Annotated in this window: 24 protein-coding genes and 1 riboswitch; of the genes, 15 read left to right on the top strand and 9 right to left on the bottom strand. The window is 70.2% G+C overall.

All coding sequences use genetic code 11. From position 1 onward, the window contains the following. The first annotated feature begins 99 nt into the window (after nucleotides 1-99). Nucleotides 100-1,074 (top strand): carbohydrate kinase family protein, encoded by a 975-nt coding sequence (locus ACZ42A_RS01255; RefSeq protein ID WP_468525039.1) that lies wholly within the window; start codon nucleotides 100-102, stop codon nucleotides 1,072-1,074. A gap of 85 nt (nucleotides 1,075-1,159) precedes the next feature. On the opposite strand, the gene ACZ42A_RS01250 is transcribed toward ACZ42A_RS01255, so the two are convergent. Then, a complete protein-coding gene (locus ACZ42A_RS01250; RefSeq protein WP_468525038.1) occupies nucleotides 1,160-2,539 on the bottom strand; it encodes an aminotransferase class V-fold PLP-dependent enzyme in 1,380 nt (459 codons plus the stop codon). Between the two features lie 264 nt (nucleotides 2,540-2,803). On the opposite strand from ACZ42A_RS01250, the gene ctaC reads away from it, so the two are divergent. From ctaC to ACZ42A_RS01230, 4 genes are all read left to right on the top strand, one after another. Beyond that, a complete protein-coding gene (gene ctaC / locus ACZ42A_RS01245; protein WP_468525037.1) occupies nucleotides 2,804-3,763 on the top strand; it encodes an aa3-type cytochrome oxidase subunit II in 960 nt (319 codons plus the stop codon). Then, entirely contained in the window at nucleotides 3,760-5,484 is a 1,725-nt protein-coding gene (ctaD, locus tag ACZ42A_RS01240; RefSeq protein WP_468525036.1) for an aa3-type cytochrome oxidase subunit I, read from the top strand. Before ctaC ends, ctaD begins: the two co-directional genes overlap by 4 nt. Beyond that, nucleotides 5,481-5,879 (top strand): cytochrome c oxidase subunit 4, encoded by a 399-nt coding sequence (locus ACZ42A_RS01235; RefSeq protein WP_468525035.1) that lies wholly within the window; start codon nucleotides 5,481-5,483, stop codon nucleotides 5,877-5,879. The genes ctaD and ACZ42A_RS01235 overlap by 4 nt, the downstream gene beginning before the upstream one ends. Before the next feature lie 130 nt (nucleotides 5,880-6,009). After that, nucleotides 6,010-7,272 (top strand): L,D-transpeptidase, encoded by a 1,263-nt coding sequence (locus ACZ42A_RS01230; RefSeq protein ID WP_468525034.1) that lies wholly within the window; start codon nucleotides 6,010-6,012, stop codon nucleotides 7,270-7,272. A gap of 54 nt (nucleotides 7,273-7,326) precedes the next feature. Here the strand turns inward: ACZ42A_RS01230 and ACZ42A_RS01225 are convergent, their stop codons facing one another. Next, nucleotides 7,327-7,728, bottom strand: a complete 402-nt coding sequence (locus ACZ42A_RS01225) for a response regulator (protein WP_468525033.1) — start codon at nucleotides 7,726-7,728, stop codon at nucleotides 7,327-7,329. Between the two features lie 146 nt (nucleotides 7,729-7,874). Here ACZ42A_RS01225 and ctaE point away from each other — a divergent pair, with 146 nt between their 5' ends. The 6 genes from ctaE (at nucleotide 7,875) to ACZ42A_RS01195 (ending at nucleotide 14,967) form a co-directional block, all read left to right on the top strand. Further along, nucleotides 7,875-8,495: an aa3-type cytochrome oxidase subunit III gene (gene ctaE / locus ACZ42A_RS01220; RefSeq protein WP_073942916.1), complete on the top strand. Its 621-nt coding sequence runs from the start codon at nucleotides 7,875-7,877 to the stop codon at nucleotides 8,493-8,495. A gap of 82 nt (nucleotides 8,496-8,577) precedes the next feature. Further along, nucleotides 8,578-9,393 (top strand): cytochrome bc1 complex diheme cytochrome c subunit, encoded by an 816-nt coding sequence (gene qcrC / locus ACZ42A_RS01215; RefSeq protein WP_468525032.1) that lies wholly within the window; start codon nucleotides 8,578-8,580, stop codon nucleotides 9,391-9,393. Then, a complete protein-coding gene (gene qcrA, locus ACZ42A_RS01210) occupies nucleotides 9,390-10,439 on the top strand; it encodes a cytochrome bc1 complex Rieske iron-sulfur subunit (protein ID WP_468525031.1) in 1,050 nt (349 codons plus the stop codon). The genes qcrC and qcrA overlap by 4 nt, the downstream gene beginning before the upstream one ends. Beyond that, nucleotides 10,436-12,073 carry a cytochrome bc1 complex cytochrome b subunit gene (gene qcrB / locus ACZ42A_RS01205; protein WP_468525030.1) on the top strand — a complete coding sequence of 546 codons (1,638 nt, stop codon included), beginning with the start codon at nucleotides 10,436-10,438 and terminating at the stop codon, nucleotides 12,071-12,073. The genes qcrA and qcrB overlap by 4 nt, the downstream gene beginning before the upstream one ends. A 138-nt stretch (nucleotides 12,074-12,211) precedes the next feature. Then, a complete protein-coding gene (gene trpD, locus ACZ42A_RS01200) occupies nucleotides 12,212-13,276 on the top strand; it encodes an anthranilate phosphoribosyltransferase (protein WP_468525029.1) in 1,065 nt (354 codons plus the stop codon). A gap of 75 nt (nucleotides 13,277-13,351) precedes the next feature. Then, nucleotides 13,352-13,469, top strand: a riboswitch (SAM riboswitch). A 130-nt stretch (nucleotides 13,470-13,599) separates the two neighbouring features. Next, the gene (locus ACZ42A_RS01195; RefSeq protein WP_468525028.1) at nucleotides 13,600-14,967 is read left to right on the top strand and encodes an aminotransferase class V-fold PLP-dependent enzyme; all 1,368 of its coding nucleotides are present in this window, start codon (nucleotides 13,600-13,602) and stop codon (nucleotides 14,965-14,967) included. Here the strand turns inward: ACZ42A_RS01195 and ACZ42A_RS01190 are convergent. The 7 genes from ACZ42A_RS01190 to ACZ42A_RS01160 all read right to left on the bottom strand — a co-directional run bounded on the left by ACZ42A_RS01190 (nucleotide 14,922) and on the right by ACZ42A_RS01160 (nucleotide 21,121). Continuing rightward, nucleotides 14,922-16,118, bottom strand: coding sequence for a glycerate kinase (locus ACZ42A_RS01190; protein ID WP_468525027.1), 1,197 nt, complete (start codon nucleotides 16,116-16,118; stop codon nucleotides 14,922-14,924). The genes ACZ42A_RS01195 and ACZ42A_RS01190 overlap by 46 nt on opposite strands. Nucleotides 16,119-16,128: 10 nt before the next feature. Further along, nucleotides 16,129-17,544: an SLC13 family permease gene (locus ACZ42A_RS01185; RefSeq protein ID WP_468525026.1), complete on the bottom strand. Its 1,416-nt coding sequence runs from the start codon at nucleotides 17,542-17,544 to the stop codon at nucleotides 16,129-16,131. Between the two features lie 56 nt (nucleotides 17,545-17,600). Beyond that, nucleotides 17,601-18,266 (bottom strand): response regulator transcription factor, encoded by a 666-nt coding sequence (locus ACZ42A_RS01180; RefSeq protein ID WP_468525025.1) that lies wholly within the window; start codon nucleotides 18,264-18,266, stop codon nucleotides 17,601-17,603. A 22-nt stretch (nucleotides 18,267-18,288) separates the two neighbouring features. Beyond that, nucleotides 18,289-19,767, bottom strand: a complete 1,479-nt coding sequence (locus ACZ42A_RS01175) for a sensor histidine kinase (RefSeq protein WP_468525024.1) — start codon at nucleotides 19,765-19,767, stop codon at nucleotides 18,289-18,291. Continuing rightward, nucleotides 19,712-20,002 (bottom strand): small secreted hydrophilic protein, encoded by a 291-nt coding sequence (locus ACZ42A_RS01170; RefSeq protein WP_468525023.1) that lies wholly within the window; start codon nucleotides 20,000-20,002, stop codon nucleotides 19,712-19,714. Before ACZ42A_RS01170 ends, ACZ42A_RS01175 begins: the two co-directional genes overlap by 56 nt. Before the next feature lie 106 nt (nucleotides 20,003-20,108). Beyond that, complete coding sequence (locus ACZ42A_RS01165; RefSeq protein ID WP_468525022.1) at nucleotides 20,109-20,390, bottom strand: Lrp/AsnC family transcriptional regulator; 282 nt, start codon at nucleotides 20,388-20,390, stop codon at nucleotides 20,109-20,111. Further along, entirely contained in the window at nucleotides 20,387-21,121 is a 735-nt protein-coding gene (locus tag ACZ42A_RS01160; RefSeq protein WP_468525021.1) for a rhomboid family intramembrane serine protease, read from the bottom strand. Before ACZ42A_RS01160 ends, ACZ42A_RS01165 begins: the two co-directional genes overlap by 4 nt. Nucleotides 21,122-21,278: 157 nt before the next feature. Between ACZ42A_RS01160 and ACZ42A_RS01155 the strand changes: the two genes are divergently transcribed. The 4 genes from ACZ42A_RS01155 (at nucleotide 21,279) to ACZ42A_RS01140 (ending at nucleotide 25,434) form a co-directional block, all read left to right on the top strand. Further along, the gene (locus ACZ42A_RS01155; protein WP_055541554.1) at nucleotides 21,279-21,518 is read left to right on the top strand and encodes a hypothetical protein; all 240 of its coding nucleotides are present in this window, start codon (nucleotides 21,279-21,281) and stop codon (nucleotides 21,516-21,518) included. 66 nt (nucleotides 21,519-21,584) lie between these two features. Next, nucleotides 21,585-22,928 carry an NYN domain-containing protein gene (locus ACZ42A_RS01150; protein ID WP_468525020.1) on the top strand — a complete coding sequence of 448 codons (1,344 nt, stop codon included), beginning with the start codon at nucleotides 21,585-21,587 and terminating at the stop codon, nucleotides 22,926-22,928. A gap of 210 nt (nucleotides 22,929-23,138) precedes the next feature. Next, nucleotides 23,139-24,176: a C40 family peptidase gene (locus ACZ42A_RS01145; RefSeq protein ID WP_468526104.1), complete on the top strand. Its 1,038-nt coding sequence runs from the start codon at nucleotides 23,139-23,141 to the stop codon at nucleotides 24,174-24,176. A gap of 241 nt (nucleotides 24,177-24,417) precedes the next feature. Beyond that, nucleotides 24,418-25,434, top strand: a complete 1,017-nt coding sequence (locus ACZ42A_RS01140; protein WP_468525019.1) for a C40 family peptidase — start codon at nucleotides 24,418-24,420, stop codon at nucleotides 25,432-25,434. Nucleotides 25,435-25,440 lie beyond the last annotated feature (6 nt).

The following is a 25,440-nucleotide window of genomic DNA, read 5'->3' as shown; positions in this document are numbered from 1 at the left end:
GAAAGATCTACTATCGGGTAGTTTTGCCAGCTTCAGGCGCGGCCCTCACACCGGGTAGCGTGGAATGTCATTACCCCTCCACCCAGGAGCGTCCACGCCGTGCGCATCGCAGTCACCGGCTCCATCGCCACCGACCACCTCATGACCTTCCCCGGCCGCTTCGCCGACCAGCTCGTCGCGGACCAGCTGCACACGGTCTCGCTCTCCTTCCTGGTCGACAACCTCGACGTCCGCCGGGGCGGCGTCGCCGCGAACATCGCCTTCGGCATGGGCCAACTGGGTACGAAGCCGATCCTGGTCGGCGCGGCCGGCTTCGACTTCCACGAGTACCGCGCCTGGCTGGACCGGCACGGCGTCGACACCGGCTCGGTCCGGATCTCCGAGACCCTGCACACCGCCCGGTTCGTCTGCACCACCGACGCCGACCACAACCAGATCGGCTCCTTCTACACCGGCGCGATGAGCGAGGCCCGGCTGATCGAGCTGAAGACCGTCGCGGACCGCGTCGGCGGCCTCGACCTGGTGGTGATCGGCGCCGACGACCCCGAGGCGATGCTCCGCCACACCGAGGAGTGCCGCTCCCGGTCCATCCCGTTCGCCGCGGACTTCTCCCAGCAGATCGCCCGGATGGACGGCGAGGAGATCCGCATCCTGATGGACGGGGCGACGTACCTCTTCTCCAACGAGTACGAGAAGGGCCTCATCGAGTCCAAGACCGGCTGGACCGACGAGGAGATCCTGGCCAAGGTCGGCCACCGCGTCACCACCCTCGGCTCGCGCGGCGTGCGGATCGAGCGGGTCGGCGAGGACCCGATCGAGGTCGGCTGCCCGGAGGAGGAGCGCAAGGCCGACCCCACGGGTGTCGGCGACGCGTTCCGGGCCGGGTTCCTCTCGGGTCTTGCCTGGGGCGTCTCGCTGGAGCGCGCCGCCCAGGTCGGGTGCATGCTGGCGACGCTGGTCATCGAGACGGTGGGGACGCAGGAGTACCAGCTGCGCCGGGCGCACTTCATGGACCGGTTCACCAAGGCGTACGGGCACGACGCTGCCGCTGAGGTTCAGCAGCACCTGGGCTGATTTTCGTCTGCGGGTGCGTGGGGGCTGGTCGCGCCCACGCGGCGGTAGCCGCATATCGACACAGCCCCGCGCCCCTTTTGGTAGGTCACGTCGTCCGGCGGACCACGTATGCCGTTCCTTTCTCCGCCGCCTCCTCGCCCACGTACTCCTGCCCCCGCATCTCGCACCACGCCGGGATGTCCTGGCGGGCCGCCGCGTCGTCGGCGAGGACGCGGACGGTGCCGCCCACCGGCACCTGGCCGATGACCTTCGCCAGCTCGATCACCGGCAGCGGGCACAGCTTGCCGAGGGCGTCCACGACAAGGGTGTCCTCCTGTCGTACGACCGTGGCGGTGGCCGGCGCGCCGAGCTTCTCGCGCACCCCGGCCACCGCCTCCGGCAGCACCTCCAGGAACCGGTCGACGTCCTGAGCCGGTGCGCCGGCGGGCAGCGAGACGCGGACGTTGCCCTCGCTCAGCACCCCCATCGCCTTCAGCACATGGCTGGGCGTCAGCGTGCTGCTCGTGCAGGACGATCCGGAGGAAACCGAGAAACCCTCCCGGTCCAGCTCGTGCAGCAGCGTCTCCCCGTCGACATAGAGACAGGAGAAGGTGACGATCCCCGGCAGCCGCCGCTCCGGCTCGCCCACCACCTCCACGTCCGGCACCAGCTCCGGCACCCGGGCCCGGATCCGCTCCGTCAGCTCCCGCAGCCGTACCGCCTCGGCGTCCGCCTCCGCCCGCACCGCCCGCAGCGAGGCCGCCGCGGCGACGATCGCCGGGAGGTTCTCGAACCCGGCGGACCGGCCCGACTCCCGCTCGTCCACCGGCCCTTGCGGCGCGAACCGCACCCCCTTGCGGACGACGAGCAGCCCCACTCCCGACGGCCCGCCCCACTTGTGGGCGCTCGCGGTCAGCAGCGACCAGTCGCCCGCGACCGGACCCCAGCCCAGCGACTGCGCCGCGTCCACCAGCAGCGGCACCCCGGCCGCCCGGCAGGCCTCGGCCACCTCGGCCACCGGCTGCACGGTCCCCACCTCGTGGTTGGCGGACTGCAGACACGCCAGCGCGGTGTCCGGCCGAAGCGCGCCGGCGTACTCCTCGACCGCCACCTCACCCGTACGCCGCACCCCCACCCGGGTGACCGTGCCGCCGTCCGCCTCGTGCGTCTCGGCGGCGTGGAGCACAGAGGAGTGTTCGACCGCTGACACGATCAGGTGGCGTCCGACCCGCCGCCGGCCCGCCAGCACACCCGCGATCCCGGAGTGCACCGCACGCGTCCCGGAGGACGTGAACACCAGCTCGTCCGGCCGACATCCGACGGCCTCGGCAGCGGCCTCGCGGGCCGCGTCCAGCAACATCCGAGCCCGACGCCCCTCCCGGTACAACCGCGCAGGATCAGCCCACCCCTCATCCAAAGAGGCCAACAACGCCTGACGGGCGACGGGATGGAGCGGAGCAGCGGAAGCGGCATCGAAGTAGGCCATACGGCAACGGTAAAACTCCAGCGGGGCAGCTGACCTCAAGGGGCGCGGGGAACTGCGCGACCAGCCACAAACCACCCGCAGCCGCCAAACCAGCGAACCACCCCACCGAGTAGGTACCCCTCCCCGCGAACCCTCGGAGAGGGTGGGCTAGGGTTTGGTCCGCATAAACATCCAAACCCCTGCCCGACGCAGGGCGGCGACCGACCAGCGAGAAGGCCAGGCCGCAGCCGATCCGCGCGGGCGAGACTCTCGGGAAGGCGCTACGTGAGTCCCAACGGCTCCGACCGCTCGCCGCGGCGCCCGATGCGGCGGAAGCTGCTGCAGGCACTGACCGCGGGCCTGGTCCTGGCGACCGCCACCGGTTGCACATGGGAGGACTTCCCCCGCCTTGGCATGCCCACCCCCACCACGGAAGAGGCGCCGATCGTCCTCTCCCTGTGGCAGGGCTCCTGGGCTGCCGCGCTCGCCGTCGGCGTGCTGGTGTGGGGCTTGATCCTCTGGAGTGCCATCTTCCACCGGCGCAGCCGCACCAAGGTGGAGATCCCTCCGCAGACCCGGTACAACGTGCCCATCGAGGCGCTGTACACGGTCGTACCGATCATCATCGTCTCGGTCCTCTTCTACTTCACGGCCCGCGACGAGTCGAAGCTTCTCAGCATGGACAAGAAGCCGGACGTCACGGTCAACGTGGTCGGCTTCCAGTGGAGCTGGTGCTTCAACTACATCGAGAACGTCGAGGGTTCCACCGGCGACGCCAAGACCGCCAAGGAACTGGAAGCGGTCCCGGACCGCTACAAGAAGGACTTCCCGGACAACGCGGGCGGTGTCTACACCTGCGGTACGCCGGGTGAGCGCAACCCGCAGACGGGCAACCCCGGTCCGACGCTGTGGCTGCCGGAGGGCAAGACGGTCCGCTTCGTCCTGACCTCGCGGGACGTCATCCACTCCTTCTGGGTGGTGCCGTTCCTGATGAAGCAGGACGTCATCCCGGGCCACACCAACGCCTTCCAGGTGACCCCCAACCACGAGGGCACCTTCCTGGGCAAGTGCGCCGAGCTGTGCGGCGTCGACCACTCCCGGATGCTGTTCAACGTGAAGGTCGTCTCCCCTGAGCGCTACGAGCAGCACCTCAAGGACCTCGCCAAGAAGGGGCAGACCGGTTACGTTCCCGCCGGCATCGCGCAGACGAGCCACGAGAAGAACCGGGAGACGAACAACCTGTGAGCATCGTCAACGAACCTCAAGGTGCCCCCGAGGCCGGCACCTACGAGAATGAGCTTCCGGTCCGGCGCAAGCAGCCCGGCAACGTCGTGGTGAAGTGGCTGACGACCACCGACCACAAGACGATCGGCACCCTGTATCTGGTCACGTCGTTCGCCTTCTTCTGCATCGGCGGCGTCATGGCGCTCTTCATGCGCGCCGAGCTGGCCCGTCCGGGCCTGCAGATGATGTCGAACGAGCAGTTCAACCAGGCGTTCACGATGCACGGCACGATCATGCTGCTGATGTTCGCGACGCCGCTGTTCGCCGGTTTCGCGAACTGGATCATGCCGCTCCAGATCGGTGCCCCCGACGTCGCCTTCCCGCGGCTGAACATGTTCGCCTACTGGCTCTACCTGTTCGGCTCGCTGATCGCGGTGGGCGGCTTCCTCACCCCGCAGGGTGCGGCCGACTTCGGCTGGTTCGCCTACACCCCGCTGTCGGACGCGATCCGCTCGCCGGGCGCCGGCGCCGACATGTGGATCATGGGTCTGGCCTTCTCCGGCTTCGGCACCATCCTCGGCTCGGTCAACTTCATCACCACGATCATCTGCATGCGCGCGCCGGGCATGACCATGTTCCGCATGCCGATCTTCACCTGGAACGTCCTGCTGACCGGTGTCCTGGTCCTGCTGGCCTTCCCGGTCCTGGCGGCCGCGCTGTTCGCCCTGGAGGCGGACCGCAAGTTCGGATCGCACATCTTCGACCCGGCCAACGGCGGTTCACTGCTGTGGCAGCACCTCTTCTGGTTCTTCGGACACCCAGAGGTGTACATCATCGCCCTGCCGTTCTTCGGCATCATCAGTGAGGTCATCCCGGTCTTCTCCCGCAAGCCGATGTTCGGCTACTGGGGTCTGGTCGCGGCGACCATCGCCATCGCCGGTCTGTCCGTGACCGTGTGGGCGCACCACATGTACGTCACCGGCGGTGTGCTGCTGCCGTTCTTCTCCTTCATGACGTTCCTCATCGCCGTCCCGACCGGTGTGAAGTTCTTCAACTGGATCGGCACGATGTGGAAGGGCTCGCTGTCCTTCGAGACGCCGATGCTCTGGGCGACCGGCTTCCTGATCACCTTCACCTTCGGTGGTCTGACCGGTGTCATCCTGGCCTCGCCGCCCATGGACTTCCACATCTCCGACTCGTACTTCGTGGTGGCCCACTTCCACTACGTGGTCTTCGGCACGGTCGTCTTCGCGATGTTCTCCGGCTTCCACTTCTGGTGGCCGAAGTTCACCGGCAAGATGCTCGACGAGCGGCTCGGCAAGATCACCTTCTGGACGCTGTTCGTCGGCTTCCACGGCACCTTCCTGGTCCAGCACTGGCTGGGCGCCGAGGGCATGCCGCGCCGTTACGCCGACTACCTGGCGGCCGACGGGTTCACCGCCCTGAACACGATCTCCACGATCAGCTCGTTCGTCCTCGGCGCGTCGATCCTGCCGTTCTTCTACAACGTCTGGAAGACGGCCAAGTACGGCAAGCCGGTCGGCGTCGACGACCCGTGGGGCTACGGCCGCTCCCTCGAGTGGGCGACCTCCTGCCCGCCGCCGCGGCACAACTTCCTCACCCTGCCGCGGATCCGCAGCGAATCCCCGGCGTTCGACCTGCACCACCCCGACATCGCCGCACTGGAGCAGCTGGGTCACGGCCAGAGCGCGCTCGCTGGTAGCAAGGAGGCCGGCAAGTGAAGATCCAGGGCAAGATGTTCATGTGGCTGAGCGTCTTCATCCTCGCCATGGCGATCGTCTATGGCGTGTGGTCGAAGGAGCCGGCCGGCACGACCGCCCTCTTCCTGGCCTTCGGCCTGGCCATCATGATCGGCTTCTACCTGGGCTTCACCGCCCGGCGGGTCGACGTCGGTGCCCAGGACGACCTGGACGCCGATGTCGCGGACGACGCGGGCGAGCTGGGCTTCTTCAGCCCGCACAGCTGGCAGCCGCTGTCCCTGGCCATCGGTGGCGCGCTCGCCTTCCTGAGCATCGCCATCGGCTGGTGGCTGATGTACTTCTCGGCCCCGCTGATCCTGATCGGCGTCTGGGGCTGGGTCTTCGAGTACTACCGCGGTGAGAACCGCACCCAGTAGCACACGTCGAGCGCCATGGAACCCGGACACTCCGTCAGGAGGGTCCGGGTTCACGCTTTCGCAGCAATTGCCGTCCCCCGGCCGGGTTTCCCCGCGCGCAGTGGTTGACGAATCTCCCTAGCGTGAATTCATGAGCCACACACCGCGTACTCGTACCGTCATCGCCTGCGCCCTGCTCGTGATGGCCCTCGGCCCGGTCGTCACCTCCTGCGGCGGCGACGGAAACCCGCTGTCGGCCGCGCCGTACGACGCGACGGACCAGATCTCCTTCAACAGCCCCACCGGCGGCGGGAAGAAGGCCGACCCGGACAAGCCCCTGGAGGTCACCGCCGAGGTCTCCGACGGGCGCATCACGGACGTCACGGCCGTGGACGCGGCCGGCCGCCATCTGGCGGGCGAACTCTCCGCCGACGGCGGCCGCTGGCACTCCACCTCCCCGCTGGCCGCAGGCGCCCGCTACACGGTCCGGGTGAGCACGGAGGACGAGGACGGCAGGCCCGGCCGCCGGGTCCTGGTCCTCGACACCGGCAAGCCCGTCACCAAGAAGCGGCTGGACGTCACCTTCGGCCCCAAGGCGGGCACGTACGGCGTCGGCCAGCCCATCACCGCGAACCTCAGCGGCGCGGTCAAGGACAGGGCACAGCGCGCGATCGTCGAGCGCGCACTCAAGGTGCAGTCCACGCCCGCCACGGACGGCGCCTGGCACTGGGTGAACGACAAGGAACTCCACTACCGTCCCAAGGACTACTGGCCCACCCACGCCACCATCCAGGTCCACAGCAACCTGGAGGGCATCAAGATCAGCGACCGGCTGTGGGGCGGCACGGCCAAGCCCCTGAGGATCACCACCGGCGACGCCGTCCTCGCCGTCACGGACGCCTCGTCCCACCGGATGACCATCTACAAGAACGGCAAGGAGATCAAGTCCATCCCGGTCACCACCGGCAAGCCCGGCTTCGAGACCCGCAACGGGGTCAAGGTGGTGCTCGCCAAGGAGTACTTCGTACGCATGCGCGGCACCACCGTCGGCATCGCCGAGGGCACCGACGAGTCGTACGACCTGCCCGTCTACTACGCCACCCGCGTCACCTGGAGCGGCGAGTACGTCCACGCCGCCCCCTGGTCCGTCGGCGACCAGGGCTACGCCAACGTCAGCCACGGCTGCACCGGCATGAACACCACCAACGCCGCCTGGTTCTTCGAGAACGTCCGCGAAGGCGACCTCGTCCAGGTCGTCAACTCCTACGGCAACACGATGGAACCCTTCGGCAACGGCTTCGGCGACTGGAACCTCACCTGGAAGAAGTGGCGAGAGGGCAGCGCCCTGACAGCCGGCAAGCCGGAGACGCCGAAACCGGAAGAAACGGCAAGGCTCCGACCGACGGCGGTGTGATGGCTTCAGGGGCGCGGGGCCGTATCGATATGCGACCCCGCCCCTCCCGAGCTGCTAGGCGCTCAGAAGCTTCTTCTGGCGCAACAGAGACGCCAACGCCGAAGCGAACTCCACCGGATCCACCGGCAACGTCACCGCCGCCTCAGCCCGGCTCCACGTAGCCAGCCACGCGTCCTGCGGCCGCCCCATCAGCAACAACACCGGCGGACACGCGAACACCTCGTCCTTGATCTGCCGGCACAGCCCCATACCCCCCATCGGCACGGCCTCCCCGTCCAGCACGCAGACGTCGATCCCGCCCTTGTCCAGCTCCCTCAGCACAGCCCCCGGAGTCGCACACTCCACGAACTCCACCACGGGAACATCGGGAGCCGGCCGGCGCCCGCAGGCGAGCCGTACCTGCTCGCGGGTGTTGGAGTCGTCGCTGTAGACCAGCACCGTGGCGGTCGGCTGCATAGCTTCCTCCGTGACTTCGGCGTCGTACGGAAAGGCCCGTAGGCCCGGATGCTACTCCCATGAACACCACGTCAACACCGGTATGGCCCAGGGCAACACTCCGAACGGCACCCCCCGGAGTGAGGGCGGGATAAGCGACCGACATAATGTCGGTCGTGGCGACAGCAACGACAGTAGATACCGGGCACGCGCACCCGTCGGTCAACCGGCCGAACCTCGTCAGCGTCGGAACGATCATCTGGCTGAGTTCCGAGCTGATGTTCTTCGCGGCCCTCTTCGCGATGTACTTCACCCTGCGATCGGTGACAGGACCCGAGTTCTGGAGTGAGAAGGCGGACGCCTTGAACTTCCCGTTCTCGGCGACGAACACCACGATCCTGGTGCTCTCCTCCCTCACCTGCCAGCTCGGCGTGTTCGCCGCCGAGCGCGGTGACGTGAAGAAGCTCCGGGGCTGGTTCATCGTCACCTTCATCATGGGTGCGATCTTCATCGGCGGCCAGGTGTACGAGTACACCGAGCTGGTCAAGCACGAGGGCCTCTCGCTCTCCTCCGACCCCTACGGCTCGGTCTTCTACCTGACCACCGGCTTCCACGGCCTGCACGTGACGGGCGGTCTCATCGCCTTCCTGCTGGTCCTGGGCCGTACCTACGCGGCCCGGAGGTTCACCCACGAGCAGGCGACCGCCGCCATCGTCGTGTCCTACTACTGGCACTTCGTCGATGTCGTCTGGATCGGCCTCTTCGCCACGATCTACATGATCAAGTAGCCGGACCCGATCCCTCGCGCGTTCCGAAGAAACGCACATCCCAGAAGCATCGACGCAGAAGATCCTGACACCGGGGTAATCCGTGAAAAAGCTCTCCGCACGACGACGCCATCCGCTGGCGGCGGTCGTCGTCCTACTCCTCGCGCTGGCGGCTACCGGGGGGCTGTACGCCGCGTTCGCACCCGCGGGCAAGGCGCAGGCCGATGAAACCACCGCCCAGTCCCTCGCCATCGACGAGGGCAAGAAGCTCTACGCCGTCGGCTGCGCCAGCTGCCACGGCACCGGCGGTCAGGGCACCTCCGACGGTCCGAGCCTGGTCGGCGTGGGCGCGGCGGCCGTCGACTTCCAGGTCGGCACCGGCCGTATGCCGGCCGCGACCTCCCAGGGCGCCCAGGTCCCGCGGAAGAAGAACATCTACACCCAGGCCGAGATCGACCAGCTCGCGGCGTACATCTCCTCGCTGGGTGCCGGTCCGTCCGTGCCGACCGAGGAGCAGTACGGCCCGGAGGGCGCGGACATCGCCAAGGGTGGCGAGCTGTTCCGCACCAACTGCGCGCAGTGCCACAACTTCACCGGCAAGGGCGGTGCGCTCACCAAGGGCAAGTACGCGCCGACCCTCGAGGGCGTGGACCCCAAGCACATCTACGAGGCCATGCAGACCGGCCCGCAGAACATGCCCTCCTTCCCCGACACGACGCTGTCCGAGCAGAACAAGAAGGACATCATCGCGTACCTGGAGGCGGTCAACAGCGACGAGACCGAGAACCCGGGCGGCATGGAGCTGGGCGGCCTCGGGCCGGTCAGTGAGGGCCTGTTCTCGTGGGTCTTCGGTCTGGGCTCGCTGATCGCGGTCGCCGTCTGGGTCGCCGCTCGGACCGCAAAGGCCAAGAAGTCATGAGTAGCCAAGACATTCCAGAAGAGAACCTGCCCGCAGAGCAGGACCGCGCCGTAGCGGTCGCGGACGAGAAGGACCCGTTCGCCGATCCCGGCCTGCCGCCCCACGAGCACCGGATCCAGGACATCGACGAGCGGGCCGCCAAGCGGTCCGAGCGCGCGGTCGCCCTGCTGTTCACGGTGTCGATGCTGGCCACCATCGGCTTCATCGTCTCGTACGTGACCATCCCGATCGACAAGTCGATCTTCGTCTTCCCGATCGGTCACCTCAGCGCCCTGAACTTCGCCCTCGGTCTGACCCTGGGTATCGCGCTGTTCTGCATCGGCGCGGGCGCGGTCCACTGGGGCCGCACCCTGATGTCCGACGAGGAGCTGGTCCAGGAGCGGCACCCGATCGAGGCCCCCGCCGACGTCCGTGCCCAGGTGCACGCCGACTTCAAGCAGGGCGCCAAGGAGTCGCAGCTCGGCCGCCGCAAGCTGATCCGCAACACGATGTTCGGTGCGGTGGCGCTGGTGCCGCTGTCCGGTGTCGTCCTGCTGCGCGACCTCGGCCCGCTCCCCGAGACCAAGCTCCGCCACACGCTGTGGTCCAAGGGCAAGCTGCTGGTCAACATGAACACGCACGAGCCGCTGCGTCCGTCGGACGTCGCCGTCGGTTCGCTCACCTTCGCCATGCCCGAGGGCCTGGAGGAGCACGACCACGACTTCCAGAACGAGATCGCCAAGGCGGCCCTGATGATCGTCCGGCTCCAGCCGGAGGACATCAAGGACAAGCGCGAGCTCGAGTGGTCGCACGAGGGCATCGTGGCGTACTCGAAGATCTGCACCCACGTCGGTTGCCCGATCTCCCTGTACGAGCAGCAGACGCACCACGTGCTCTGCCCCTGCCACCAGTCCACCTTCGACCTGTCCGACGGTGCCCGAGTGATCTTCGGCCCGGCCGGCCACGCCCTTCCGCAGCTGCGCATCGGCGTGAACGACGAGGGCTACCTTCAGGCGCTTGGCGACTTCGAAGAGCCCGTCGGTCCTGCTTTCTGGGAGCGCGGATGAGCACTACAGAAACCCCCGAGTCCCGCTCTCGCGGGAAGGCACCGGCCGGCGAGCGCGTCGCCGACTGGGCCGACGGCCGGCTGGGGATCTACTCCCTGGCCAAGGCCAACATGCGCAAGATCTTCCCCGACCACTGGTCGTTCATGCTGGGTGAGGTCGCGCTCTACAGCTTCCTGATCATCATCCTCACGGGTGTGTATCTGACGCTGTTCTTCCACCCGTCGATGAACGAGGTGGAGTACCACGGCTCGTACGTGCCGCTGCAGGGCCAGCTCATGTCGGAGGCGTTCGCCTCGACGCTGGACATCAGCTTCGACGTCCGCGGCGGTCTGCTGATCCGGCAGATCCACCACTGGGCGGCGCTGATCTTCCTCGCCGCGATGTTCGTGCACATGATGCGCGTGTTCTTCACCGGCGCGTTCCGCAAGCCGCGTGAGATCAACTGGCTGTTCGGCTTCCTGCTGTTCGTCCTGGGCATGTTCACCGGTTTCACCGGCTACTCGCTCCCGGACGACCTGCTCTCCGGCACCGGTGTCCGCTTCACGCAGGGCGCGATCCTGTCGACGCCGATCATCGGCACGTACCTGTCGATGTTCCTGTTCGGCGGGGAGTTCCCGGGCACCGACTTCGTGGCCCGCTTCTACTCGATCCACATCCTGCTGCTGCCGGGCATCATGCTCGGCCTCGTGGTGGCCCACCTGATCCTGGTCTTCTACCACAAGCACACGCAGTTCGCGGGCCCCGGAAAGACCAACAAGAACGTCGTCGGCATGCCGCTGCTGCCGGTCTACATGGCCAAGGCCGGAGGCTTCTTCTTCCTGGTCTTCGGTGTCATCGCGGCCATCGCGGCGATCGCGCAGATCAACCCGATCTGGGCGATGGGCCCCTACCGGCCGGACCAGGTGTCCACCGGCGCCCAGCCCGACTGGTACATGGGCTTCGCCGAGGGTCTGATCCGTTACTTCCCGGGCTGGGAGGTCAACATCTGGGGTCACACGCTCGTCCTGGGCGTGTTCATCCCGCTGGTCCTCTTCGGTCTGGTCCTGGTGGCGCTCGCGGTCTACCCGTTCATCGAGTCCTGGGTCACCGGCGACAAGCGCGAGCACCACATCCTGGACCGCCCGCGCAACGCCCCGACGCGTACCGCGTTCGGCGTCGCCTGGATCACGATGTACATGATCACGCTGGTCGGTGGTGGCAACGACCTGATCGCCACCCACTTCCACCTGTCGATCAACGCCGTGACCTGGTTCGTCCGGATCGGCTTCTTCGCCGGCCCGATCATCGCCTTTATCGTCACCAAGCGGATCTGCCTCGGCCTGCAGCGCCGGGACAAGGACAAGGTGCTGCACGGTCGTGAGACCGGCACCATCAAGCGCCTGCCGCACGGTGAGTTCATCGAGGTGCACGAGCCGCTCAGCCAGGAGGCCCTCTACACCCTCACGGCGCACGAGCAGTACGAGCCGGCCCAGATCGGCCCGACGGTCGACGAGAACGGTGTCGAGCGCAAGGTGAAGGGCTCCGAGAAGCTGCGCGCCAAGCTGAGCCAGGCGTACTTCGGCGAGGACTCCCAGATCCCCAAGCCGACTGTCGAGGAGTACAAGGAGATCACGAGCGGCCACGGCCACCACTGATCGCTGCGTTCGCCACGCCACGGTCGAAGGGCCCCCGTCCGGTGTTCGGACGGGGGCCCTTCGCCGTGCCCGGGGCTGGATAGGCTGGAATCACACCGAGTGGTGTTCCGTGTGTTCTACGACGATCAGGAGCGGCTGATGAGCGCTGTGACCCCCGCTGGAGGCGACACCGCGGCGGGCCGTTCCTGGCCCGTGGTGCTGAACGGTCTGCTGGAGGGCCGGGACCAGAGCGCCGAGGACACCGCCTGGGCGATGGACCGCATCATGCGCGGTGAGGCGACCGACGCGCAGATCGCCGGGTTCGCGGTGGCGCTGCGGGCCAAGGGCGAGACGGTCGAGGAGATCGCCGGGCTCGTCCGGGCGATGTACGCGCACGCCAATGTGATCGAGGTGCCCGGCGAGACCGTCGACATCGTCGGCACCGGCGGCGACGGCGCCAGGACGGTGAACATCTCCACGATGTCCTCCATCGTCGTGGCCGGCACCGGCGCCAAGGTGGTCAAGCACGGCAACCGGGCCGCGTCCTCGGCGTCCGGCGCCTCCGACGTGCTGGAGAAGCTGGGCGTCAATCTGCAGCTGACGCCGCGGCGGGTGGCCGAGGTCGCCGAGGAGGCGGGCATCACCTTCTGCTTCGCGGTGAAGTTCCACCCGGCGCTGCGTCATGTGGCGGCGGCCCGCGGCCAGCTGGGCATCCGCACGACCTTCAACTTCCTCGGCCCGCTGACCAACCCGGCCCGGGTGAAGGCCCAGGCGGTGGGTGTCGCGGATCTGCGGATGGCGCCGATCGTCGCGGGCGTCTTCGCCGAGCGCGGCAACTCCTCGCTGGTCTTCCGCGGTGACGACGGCCTCGACGAGCTGACCACCACCTCCACCTCCCGGGTGTGGATCGTCCGCGACGGCAAGGTCGCCGAGGAGACCTTCGACCCGCGGGACGTCGGCATCGAGCTGGTCCCGGTCGAGGCGCTGCGCGGCGCGGACGCCTCCTACAACGCCGAGGTCGCCCGCCGTCTGCTGGACGGTGAGACCGGCCCGGTCCGGGACGCGGTGCTGCTGAACTCGGCGGCCGCGCTGGTGGCCCTGCACCCCACTGACGCCCCGTTGGCGGAGCAGATCCGCGCCGGGATGGACAGGGCGGCCGAGTCCATCGACTCGGGCGCGGCACGGCGGACGCTGGACCGCTGGGTGGCGGCGAGCAACGCGTAACGCTCCACGACGGTCGTCCCGTAATCCGGACACGGGTTGCGGGACGACGATCATTTCGTCTACGTTCCTGTACCAGGTCATGAGTGACAGTCATGAGGCCCCGGCCGACTGTCCGGCAACCCTCCGTCCGTGGCGGGGTGCCCCGGGTGAAGACCAGGCCGTACGGCAGCAAGGCCTACGGCAAGCGCGGACCCCTCGCAAACCAGGGGTCCTGGTCGTTCGAGGGAGCCTTCCGTGAGCAAGCGAATGCGATAGGGCCGCCGAGCCCCGCCTCCGCACACCCCTTTTCTTTCCTTTCCTCCTCTGTCTCACGGGAGTTCCCCATGTCTGTCTCCACCGCTGCCGCCGACCAGTCCGTTTGTGCCCCTCTGCCCGTTCTGGGCCGGGATGTCACCGTCCCGCTCGTCACCGGTGGCGAGGTCACCTACGCCGCGCTCGACTACGCCGCCAGCGCGCCGGCGCTTCAGCGGGTCTGGGACGACGTCGCCGCGTACGCGCCCTACTACGGCAGCGTGCACCGCGGGGCCGGCTACCTCTCCCAGCTGTCCACAGACCTCTTCGAGAACGCCCGGAAGACCGTCGCCGACTTCCTCGACTGCCGCGACGGCGACCAGGTCGTCTTCACCCGGTCCACCACCGACTCGCTCAACCTGCTCGCCGCCGCGCTGCCCGCCGACTGCCGGGTCTTCGTCTTCGAGACCGAGCACCACGCCTCCCTGCTGCCCTGGAAGAACGCCCAGGTCACCTACCTGGACGCGCCGCGCACCCCGGCCGAGGCGGTGGCGACCCTGGAGCGCGCCCTCGCCGACCGCGACCCCTACGGCCCGGCGCTGGTCTGCGTCACCGGCGCCTCCAACGTCACCGGCGAGCTGTGGCCCGTACGGGAGCTGGCCGCGGCGGCGCACGCGCACGGCGCCCGGATCGTGCTGGACGCCGCGCAGCTGGCGCCGCACCACCCGGTGAGCGTCCGTGACCTGGACGTCGACTGGGTCGCCTTCTCCGGGCACAAGCTGTACGCCCCGTTCGGCTCCGGTGTGCTCGCGGGCCGCGCCGACTGGCTGCGCGAGGCCGAGCCGTACCTCGCGGGCGGCGGCGCCAGCCGCAGGGTGACCCGGCGCGAGGACGGCGGCGTGGACGTGGAGTGGCACGAGACGGCCGCCCGGCACGAGGCGGGCTCCCCGAACGTGATCGGCGCCTACGCCATCGCCTCCGCCTGCAAGGCCCTCACCGAGGCCGGGTTCGACAGCCTGGTCGCCCGTGAGCGGTACCTGATCGAGAAGGTGCGCAGCGGGCTCGCCGAGGTGCCCGAGGTGCGCGTCCTCTCCCTCTTCGGCGACGACGCCCCGCGCGTCGGCGTCATCTCCTTCGTCGTCGACGGCTGGAACAGCTCCCACTTCGCCGCCGCGCTCTCCGCCGAGTACGGCATCGGCGTCCGCGACGGCCTGTTCTGCGCCCACCCCCTCGTGCGCACCCTCCTCGGCAGCGACCCGCAGACGCAGGGCGAGTGCGGCGCCCCCGAGGCCGCGCCCGGCGAGAAGTCCCTCAACGCCATCCGCGTCAGCTTCGGCGCGGGCACGCCGGACGAGCACGTGGAGCGGTTCGTGACCGCGGTGACGGAGCTGGTCCGGGACGGCGCGAAGTGGAACTACCGTACGGAGGACGGGCGTTGCGTGCCGGACACCTCCGCGTGAGCCGGTAGCCGGGCGCCCAGCAGGATCATCCGCAGGGCGCGTTCGGTGGCGTCGGTGAGCAGTTCGCCGGCCCGGACGAGTGCCTCCGCCAGGGCCATCGGCGCGGGCAGGATCCCGCTGAACGCGTCCACGCCCGGCACCTCGTGCGCCCCCTCGCCGAGCGTGCCGGCCAGGGCGAGGACGGGACGGCCGTGGAGCTTCGCCCGGCGGGCCACCTCCGCCGGTACCTTGCCGCGCGGGGTCTGGTGGTCGAGGGCACCCTCGGCGGTGACGACCAGGTCGGCGCGGGCCAGCCGGGCGTCCAGGTCGAGGTGGCCGAGGAGGACGTCGAAGCGGGGCAGCAGCCGGGCGCCGAGCGCGGCGAGGCCCGCGCCGAGGCCGCCGGAGGCGCCGGTGCCGGGGCCGGTGCGCAGGTCGGTGTGCGTGACCCCGAGGTCGCGGGTGAGGACGTAGGCCCAGTTCTCCAGACCGGCCGACAGGTGCTCGACCTGCGCGGGCGTCGCCCCCTTCTGCGGTCCGAAGACCCGGGCCACGCCGCGCTCGCCGCACAGGACGTTGTACGGGTTGCAGGCGACCAGGAGTTCCGTCTCGCGCAGGCGGGGGTCGAGGCCTGACGGGTCGATACGGTGCAGCCGGAGCAACTCCCGGCCGCCCGGCGGTAGTTCGAAGCCGTCCGCGTCGAGGAGGCGGGCGCCGAGTGCCTGGAGCGCGCCCGCGCCGCCGTCGGAGGTGCCGGAGTCGCCGCAGCCGACGAGGATCCGCCGTACGCCGGTGTCGAGCGCGGCGCGGATCAGCTCGCCGACGCCGTAGGTGGTGGTGGCGCCCGGGTCGCGCAGGGAGTGCGGGACGAGGGAGAGCCCGGCGACCGCCGCCATCTCCACGAGTGCGGTGTCCCCGGCGCCGCCGAGCAGCGCGAAGTGGGTGCCGAGCCGGTCGCCGACCGGGCCGGTGGCGGGCAGCGCGACCAGCCGCCCGCCGGTGGCCGCGGCCAGCGCGACGGCCGTGCCCTCACCGCCGTCCACCAGCGGCACCAGATCGATCTCGGCGCCCGGCAGCACCCGGCGGACCCCGTCCGCGATGGCGTCGGCGGCGGCCTGGGCGGACAGCGACTCCTTGAAGCCGCTGGGGGCTACGACGACTCGGGTCAGCATGGCAGGTCTCCTAGGGGGTCACGGGTACGCCGAGCCATGGCCACACCGCCACGGCGAAGAGCAGGACGAGGCCGGCGGTCAGCGGGGCCAGTACGGCGGACAGGCGCAGCAGGTCGCGCGGCGTGTAGGTGGGGATGCCGGGGATCTCCGCGAAGAGCGTCACCGGCTTGGCGGAGGCGGGGAGGGTGTGGCAGAACCCCGCTGCGGCGGTGGAGGCGAGGGCGGCGGCGACCGGGTTGACCCCGGCGCCCACGGCGGCGGCCACCACCAGCGGGACCAGGACGGAGGAGCGGGCGGAACGGGACTGGAGCACCAGGTGGGCCGCCGTACTGACCGCGATCACGATCGTCAGGAAGAGCAGCGGCCCCACCGCCGACGGCAGCCCGGAGACCAGCCACTTCGCCGCGCCCGAGTCGGCGAGCGCGACGCCCATCGCCATCGTCGCGGCCATGAAGAGCAGCAGCGACCACGGGACCGTCTTCAGCGCGTCCTTCAGCCGTACGGTGCCCAGGGCGGGGGAGGCGGCGACGACCGCGCCGATCAGCGCGACGACGGCGGGCGGCACCCGGTGGAGCGGCTCGCTGCACCACAGCAGCACGACCGTGGCCAGCAGCGCGGCGCAGCGGGTCTCGGCCTGCGTCCAGGGGCCGGTGACCGGGGTGTCGCTGTGCCGCTGGATCTGCTCGGGGGTGATGCGGACCGGGCCCTCGCGGTCGGCGCGCCGGGTGGTCGTCAACAGGACGGTCTCCGCGGCCAGGTGGGAGGACGCCACCGCCAGCGGCAGGCCCAGCAGCAGCCACTCCACGAACCCGATGCGCTGCCCGGTGGCCTCCCACAGCACCGACACGGTGATCAGATGCGCTCCCGCACCGATCAGGGTCGCCACCGCCGACAGAAGGATCACGGTCGGGAAGAGCAGCGCCAGCATCACGACCAGTCGTTTCCGGTCGGCGAGGGCCTTGGCGAGCGCCAGGAACACCGGCAGCGCGAGCGCGGCCCGGCCGGAGGTGGCCGGTACCGCGAACGCCGTGACGACCAGCGCGGCCGTGGTCAGGTGCACCAGCTGCCGTACGGTCCGCGCGCCGCCGACCAGGAAGGCCGCCGCCCGGCCCGCGAGCCCGGTCCGCGTCACCGCCGCCGCCAGGACGAAGGCGCAGATCAGCAGCCAGACGGTGGAGTCGCCGAGGGTGCCGAAGAGGGTGTCGCTGCTGATCACCCCGGTCGCCGTCAGCGCGAGTCCGGCGCCCAGCGCGATGTACGTGTCGTCGATCGGTGTGCCGATCCAGGCGCAGGTCGCCAGCGCGAACACGGCGAGGGTGAGGCGCGCGTCCCCGCTCAGGCCGGGGAAGGTGACGGGCACCGCGAGCAGCGCGCACAGGGAGAGCGCCGCACACAGGGCCACGGTGAGACGGGGAGTCAGGGTCACATCACGAGCGTCCCGGCGGGCGGTGAGCCATCGATGAGCCGCACATGAGGGAAACTTCACCCGGCGGGCAGCCGGTACCCCATCCCGCGGACCGTCTCCACCCGCTCCGCGCCGAGCTTCTTGCGCAGCGCCCGGACGTACACGTCCACGATGTTGGAGCCGGGGTCGAAGTCGTAGCCCCAGACGTGGGAGAGGATCTGCTCGCGGGACAGTACCTGCCCGGGATGGCGCAGGAACAGCTCCAGCAGCACGAATTCACGGGCCGTCAGATCGACCGTGCGGTCCCCGGAGCGGGCCCGGCGGGTGCGCAGGTCCAGGCTGAGCGACCCCGACCGCAGCACCGTCACCTCCGGCGCCCTGGCCGCCGTACGCAGCCGGAGGCGGACGCGGGCGAGCAGCTCCTCGAAGCGGAACGGCTTGGTCATCCAGTCGTCGGCTCCGCCCTCCAGGCCGGCCACCGTGTCCCGGACCGAGTCCCGCGCGGTCAGCACGATCACCGGGACCGTCACCCGCGCCTCGCGCAGTTCGCGCAGCACCGTGAAGCCGTCCCGGCCCGGCAGGCCGATGTCCAGCACCACCAGGTCGAAGCCGCCGGTGAGGGCGTAGTCGTAGGCGGCGTCGCCGTCGCCGACGACGGTGGTGGTGAAGCCGTTGGCGCGCAGGCCCTTCTCGACGAAGGAGGCGATGCGCTCCTCGTCCTCGACGATGAGGATGCGGTTCATGGGCGTGCCTTTTCCAGCGGGTTCATGGGCGTGGCTCTTCCAGGGTGAGTACGAAGGTGGCGCCGCCGCCCTCGGTGGGGTGCAGCCGGACCCGGCCGCCGTGGCCCTCCGCGATCGCCTTCACGATCGACAGGCCGAGACCGGCGCCGGAGCCGCGCGCCCCGCGCCGGGCGGTGCCGCGCCGGAACCGTTCGAAGATCAGCTCGGCGTCCTGCGGCCGCACGCCCGGCCCGGAGTCGGCGACGTACAGCTCGATCCGCTCGCCGTCGGCGCGGGAGCCGATGCGGATGGTCTGGCCGGGCGCGGTGTGCTGCACGGCGTTCTGCGCGAGCTGCACCATCGCCTGCGTGATCCGCTGCGGGTCCAACTCCGCCTCCCGGTCGGCGACTTCGGCGAGCTGCCAGTCGCGGTCGCCCAGGGTGCGGGCCTTGACGTAGACGTCGGCGGTGAGTTCGGCGAGCTGGACCGGCTCGGGGCTGACGAAGTCGGGGCGTTCGGCCTTGGCGAGCAGCAGCAGGTCCTCGACGATCCGGCTCATCCGGTCCAGCTCGTCGGTGACCAGCCGGACCGTCTCCTCGCGCTCCGCCGGGTCGTCGCCCATCAGCTCCAGATGGCCGCGCACGATGGTGATCGGGGTGCGCAGCTCGTGGCCCGCGTCGTCGACGAACTGCCGCTGGACGGCGAAGGCCCGCTCCAGCCGGTCCAGCATCGCGTTGAACGTCTCCGCGAGCGCGGCCACGTCGTCCCGGCCGGCCACCGGGATACGGCGGGTCAGGTCCTGCTCGGTGAGCTGCGCGGCGGCGGTGCGCACCAGCCGGACCGGCTTCAGGATCCGCCCGGCGACCACCCAGGCGATACCGATCGTCATCAGCAGGGCGACCCCGGAGATGGCGAGCAGCACCCGGAACACCTCGTCCGCGCGGTCGTGCTCGCGGCCCGGGTGGAAGGCGACCACGAACGCGGCCTCCGGCTCCCCGCCGGGCCGGGCCACCGTCACCTTGGCCCAGCGGATCTCGCCGGACGGCCGGTCCAGGGTGCCGCTGGAGTCGGGGGAGGCGAAGATCCGGCGGCGGGCGTCCTCGTCCCGGTGCAGGGGGAGGGCCACGGGGATCTCCCGCTGCTGGATGATCTGCGCCGGGGTGCCGCCCGGGTGCCCCACCAGGCCGATCAGCTCCTCGTCCAGGTCGGCGTACTGCCGCTCCAGGAAGACCCGCAGCAGCCGGGCCGGGTCGGTGAACGGGCGGCCGGTCTCCGGATCGACGCCCGCCTCCTCGAAGTGGGCGAACTCGCCGGCCTCCTGCGCGAGCAGGTTGTCGATCCGCTGGTCGGTGTCGCGCAGCAGGATCGAGCGGGTGGTGGTGGCCACCGAGGCGAGCGCGACCGCCATCACCAGCAGCAGCCAGAGCAGGATGCGGACGCGGGCGGAGATCCGCCGGCGCGGCCGGTCAGCCGTCGTCGCCGGGGCCGTCGTCGTCGGCGCCGGTGCCGCGGTCGTCGTCATCGTCCTCACTCGCGGGGTCGTCGGTCACCGGAGGCCGGGAGACGACCTCGTCACTGGGGGTCGGCGTCGGCTGCGGGCGGGTCGGCGTCGGCGTGGGGGAGCCGCTGTCCAGCTCCACCTTCGCCGGGACCTTCGGCGACTCGGGACTGTCGGTGAGGGCGAAACTGGTCGCGGCGATCCCCAGGGGGATCACCACGACGGCGGCGAGGGCCGCGATCCGGCGGGTGAAGACCATGACTGCGATCCTGCCCCCGGCCCGGTGCGGTGCGGATGAGCGCCGGATGAAGAAGCCTTCATGTACGAGACGTACGGGACCTGCCGGATCCGTACGAGTACGAGACCTAGTTGTCCAGGCCGATCGAGAACGCCGCCTCGAGGTCGTGCTGGGAGTACGTGCGGAACGCCACGTGGGTGTCCGTGGCCTCCACGCCGGGGATCTTGCTGATGCGGCCGGGGATGACCTCCGCGAGGTCCTCGTGCTCCTTCACCCGCACCATGGCGATCAGGTCGTAGGTGCCGGTCACGGAGAACACCTCGCTGACGTTGTCCAGCGCGGCGATCGACTCCGCGATCTCGGGGATCCGGTCCACGCTGGTCTTGATCAGGACGATCGCGGTGATCACGGCTGGTTCTCTCCCTCGGGTGCCGGAGCTGGGGCGGCCTTCACTCTAGTCGCAGGCCCGAACCGGGCCCACGCGAAGAGCAGGCCCAGCGCGAAGCCCACCAGGTGGGCCAGATAGGCCACCCCCGGCCCCTGCGAGGCCCGCCCCGCAGCCATCCACTGGAGCGCCGCCCAGAAGGGCAGCACGAGCCAGGCGGGGAAGCGCAGCGGCAGGAAGAACAGGAAGGGGAGAAGGCTGGTCACCCGCGCCCGCGGGAACAGGAACAGAAACGCGCCGAGGACCGCCGAGATCGCCCCCGACGCCCCGACCAGTGACTGCGCGGAGTCGGAGTTGGCGCACGCGTAGCCGAGCAGGGCGAGATAGCCGCAGCCGAGGTAGAAGAGGGTGAACTGCACCCGGCCCATGCGCTCCTCGGTCATGATCCCGAAGACGTAGAGGAAGAGCATGTTGCCGAGCAGATGGACCCAGCTGCCGTGGACGAACAAGGCCGTGGCGGGGGTCAGGGCCGCCCGGGGCGACCCCTCGAACAGTTCTTCGGGGACCACGCCCCACTGCCGGAAATAGGCCCGCTGCGCGGCGAGCAGCTCGTCGCCGGAGCCGTACACCGGACTGAGCCCCGAGGCGGGGCCGACCAGGAAGATCAGGCAGCACAGGGTCATCAGTGCGTACGTCACCGGCGCCGTCGGCCGGCGGATGGTCCGCCAGTCCGGCACCCTCCAGTTGCTGATCACGAACACAGAGCATGACGTAACCGGACGCAACCGCACAGACCGCCTCGCCGCCGTGGACAGGCGGGCGCCCGGCGCCCGGCAGGCCGTAGGGTTACGAGCCACACGCCGCGGGAAGACCGGCGTGTCACGGACACTAGAAGGAAAGCGAACAGTCACGATGACGGTTCCCCTGCCGACCGCCACGACGCGGTGGCGCTGCACCCTCTGCGGCAACCTCACCCGCTTCGACGTGACGCGCTCGTCGAAGGTCGTCGAGTACGTCCACCTGGATCTGGCCGGAGAGCCGAAGGTCGAGGAGCGCGAGGTGGTCAGTGAGACCATCGAGTCGGTGCGCTGCCGCTGGTGCAACGCCGTGGACCAGGTCGAACTCGTGGACAGGCCGGGCGCCGGCTCCTGACGGGAGCCCGGCCCCGCGGACGCGGTCCCCTGCCGGGGATCCCGTAGAGGCATTGGGGTGTGACGGATGGTGGAGACACAAGGCGGGGGGCCGGGCGACGGCGCCGCTGAGGTGCTCGACCGTCCGCTGCCCGAGGGAGTGCGCCGCCGGGTCGTGCAGATCGTCGCGGACGGCTTCGGCGGGCTGACCGTGGCGGAACTGCCCGCACAGCTGCGGCAGTACGCCCGGTTCGCCCCGAACCGCCGGGCCAAGTTCGCCGGCAACGCGATGGCCGCGGCACTGGAGACCGATCCGCTGTTCCGCCAGCGCATCGGCGAGAAGTTCCGAGAGGCCCAGCCGGAACTCGCCGGCGCCCTCGACGCGGGCTCGCCGCCGCCCGCCGCGGACCCGCTCGACGTGGCGGCCGCGGCCTACGTCCTGCGCCCCACCGGCTGGGTGAAGCTGGTGACCGCCGCCGGCGAGGAGGCCCAGCGCGCCGACGCCGAACGCGCCGACGAGGAGAACCGGGCCGAACTGGAGCGGCTGCGCGCCGAACTCGCCGCCGCCCGGGAGCACACCCGGGCCGAGACCGAGCGGCTGCGCGCCGAACTGGACGGCGCCCGCAAGGAAGCGGAATCGCTTCACCGCAAACTGCGGGCCGCGCTCAGCGACGTCAAGCGCGGCGAGGCGGCACTGCGCAAGGTGCACGGCGAGATGGAGGCCGTACGCGCCGAGGGGCACGCCCAGGTGTCCGCCGCCGAGAGCGAGGTACGGCGGCTCAAGGCACGGCTGGGCGAGGCCGAGGCCGCCCTGGAGGCCACCCGCCGGGCCGCCCGCGAGGGGCGCAGCGTCGAGGATATGCGGGTCCGGCTGCTGCTCGACACGCTGCTCGACGCCGCCCAGGGGCTGCGCCGCGAACTCGCGCTGCCGCCGGTGTCCGTGCGGCCGGCCGAGACCGTGGACGCGGTCGAACCGGGACGTATGACCCCGAAGGACATCGCCGCGCGGGCGTTGTCCGAGAACGACCCGGCGATCCTCGACCAGTTGCTGGCGCTGCCCCAGGCGCACCTGGTCGTCGACGGCTACAACGTCACCAAGACCGGCTATCCCCAGATGCCCCTGGAGAAGCAGCGCCTGAGGCTGCTCGGCCAGCTCTCCCAGCTCGCCGCGCAGACCGGCGCCGAGGTCACCTGCGTCTTCGACGGGGCCGAGCTGGCCGCGCCGGTGCTGCTCGCGCCGCCGCGCGGGGTGCGGGTGCTGTTCTCCAAGCCCGGCGTCACCGCCGACGAGCTGATCCGCCAGCTGGTGCGTGCCGAACCGCCCGGCCGTCCGGTCATCGTCGCCTCCACCGACCGTGAGGTCGCCGACGGGGTGGCCCGGGCCGGTGCCCGACCCGTGGCATCCGCGGTACTTCTCAAGCGACTGTCCTGAAGGTCCAACGGACGGGCTGTATGCCCGAATTGACGGACCCGTCACGCAACGTAGCGTCAACCGCCATGAACGCGCTGTGAGTTGTGAGCAAAGAATGCCCTGTGTGACGAGAATTTTCTTGTGAGGATTTGAACTGATCACAAGAACATCACTAGGGTCTGGGCTCGTACCTCCGAGCGGGTGATCACTCAGAAGAAGGAGTTCACCTCCGTGGCGTCCCACCGTCGACCCAAGCAGCCCAGTCGCGCCCGTGTGACCGTGCTGACCACCGCAGCCGCCGCTGCCGTCGCCCTCGGCTCCCAGGCCGCCAACGCGGCACCCAGCGAGAAGCCGAGCAAGGACGAGGTCAAGGCCAAGGTCGACAAGCTCTACGAGCAGGCCGAGCAGGCCACCGAGAAGTACAACGGCGCCAAGGAGAAGCAGGAGAAGCTCCAGAAGGAGATCTCCACCATCCAGGACAACGTCGCCCGTGGCCAGGAAGAGGTCAACGAGCTGCGTGACGGCCTGGGTTCGATGGCCAGCGCCCAGTACCGCTCCGGCGGCATCGATCCCTCGCTGCAGCTCTTCCTCTCCGCCGACCCGGACGACTACCTCGACAAGGCCTCCACGCTCGACCAGTTGAGCGGCCAGCAGGTCGAGGCGCTGAAGAAGATCCAGGAGAAGCAGCGCGAACTCGCCCAGCAGCGCGCCGAGGCCTCCGAGAAGCTGAAGGACCTCTCCTCCACCCGCACCGAACTGGGCAAGAAGAAGCAGGAAGTCCAGGCCAAGCTGGCCGAGGCGCAGAAGCTTCTCAACACCCTCACCGCGCAGGAGAAGGCGGCCCTCGCCGCCGAGGAGGAGCGCGCCAGCCGCGACAGCGGCCGCCAGGCCCTCACCCCCGCCGCCTCGGCCTCGGGGCGGGCCGGTGCGGCCTTCTCCGCCGCCCAGAGCAAGATCGGCTCGCCGTACGTCTACGGCGCCACCGGCCCGTCGTCCTTCGACTGCTCGGGCCTGACCTCCTGGGCCTACGCCCAGGCCGGCGTCTCCATCCCGCGCACCTCCGAGGCCCAGTCCGGGATAGGCACGCGGATCAACTCGGTCAGCGAGCTCCAGGTCGGCGACCTGGTCTTCTTCTTCAACGACCTGCACCACGTCGGCCTCTACGCGGGCAACGGCCAGGTCCTGCACGCCCCGCGCACCGGCACGGTGGTCCGCTACGAGTCGATGGACACCATCGGCGGTCCGTTCATGTGGGGCGTCCGGGTCTGAGCCCGGAACCGTCCCATGATCGGGACGCCATGCCCCCCGAACGGGCGAATCCCCACGACGGACTCTGACCGCGCGCCCCGCCGATGACCTGCGTCGGAGGCCGGGCATCACCGTGCGTGCTCGCGGCGGTCTTTGGCCGGCGCCTCCCGACGAAGCTACTGTCTGCCGCGTTTCCCTCACGCCGGGTGCTCACCCGGCGGGGGGCTTTCCCTGTCCGCCAGTGGAAGGAGCGCGGCTTCTCGTGGGGTCCCATCGCCGCCAGGCACCGTCGTCCGGTCTCGACCGCGGCGCTACCGTCGCGGTCTCTCTTCTGTCGGCCGCGGCCGCCGCACTCGGCGCCGTCCCGGCCACGGCCGCGCCGCACGACGACACCCGCGCCGAGGTCGACCGTCTCTACGCGGAGGCCGAGAAGGCCACCGAGGCCTACAACAAGGCCGACGAGCGCGCCGACGCGCTGCGCGGCGAGGTGAGCCGCGCCCAGGACCGGATCGCCCGGCAGCAGGAGCGCGTCAACACCATGCGGGACGCGCTGGGTTCGCTGGCCGGCGCCCAGTACCGCTCCGGCGGCGTCGACCCGTCGCTGGCCCTGCTGTTCTCCGAGGACCCGGACGACTATCTCGACAAGGCCGCCGTCCTGGACCGGATCAGCGTCCACCAGGCCGGCCGGCTCAAGGACCTCCAGACCGCCCTGCGCGACCTCGCTCAGGAACGGTCGGAGGCCACCGAGAAGCTCGCCGCGCTGGAGAAGAGCCGCAAGGCCGTCGCCTCCCACAAGCGGGCCGTGGAGCGCAAGCTCGCCAAGGCCCGGGAGCTGCTGAACTCGCTACCCGACGAGGAACGCGCCGCCTTCGACCGCGCTTCTCGCTCCGGCCGCGACGAGATGCCCGACCTCGCCGGCGCCGTCCCCGTCTCGGGCCGGGCCGCCGCCGCGGTCGCCGCCGCCCGCTCCGCGCTCGGCAAGCCGTACGTGTGGGGCGCCTCCGGGCCCAGCGGCTTCGACTGCTCCGGCCTGATGCAGTGGTCGTACGCGCAGGCCGGGGTCTCGCTGCCGCGCACCTCGCAGGCCCAGCGGGCGGCCGGCCGGCAGATCCCGCTCTCCCAGGCGCAGCCCGGCGACCTGGTCACCTACCGCTCCGACGCCAGCCATGTCGGCATGTACGTGGGCAACGGCCAGGTCATCCACGCGCCCTATCCGGGTGCGCCGGTGCGCTACGACCCGGTCGGGATGATGCCGATCTCGGGGGTCACCCGGGTCTGAACCGGC

It is taken from the genome of Streptomyces sp. NPDC030838 (assembly GCF_055572035.1).
The sequence above is the reverse complement of the archived record's forward strand: the minus strand, read 5'-3'. Positions and strand labels throughout refer to the sequence as shown.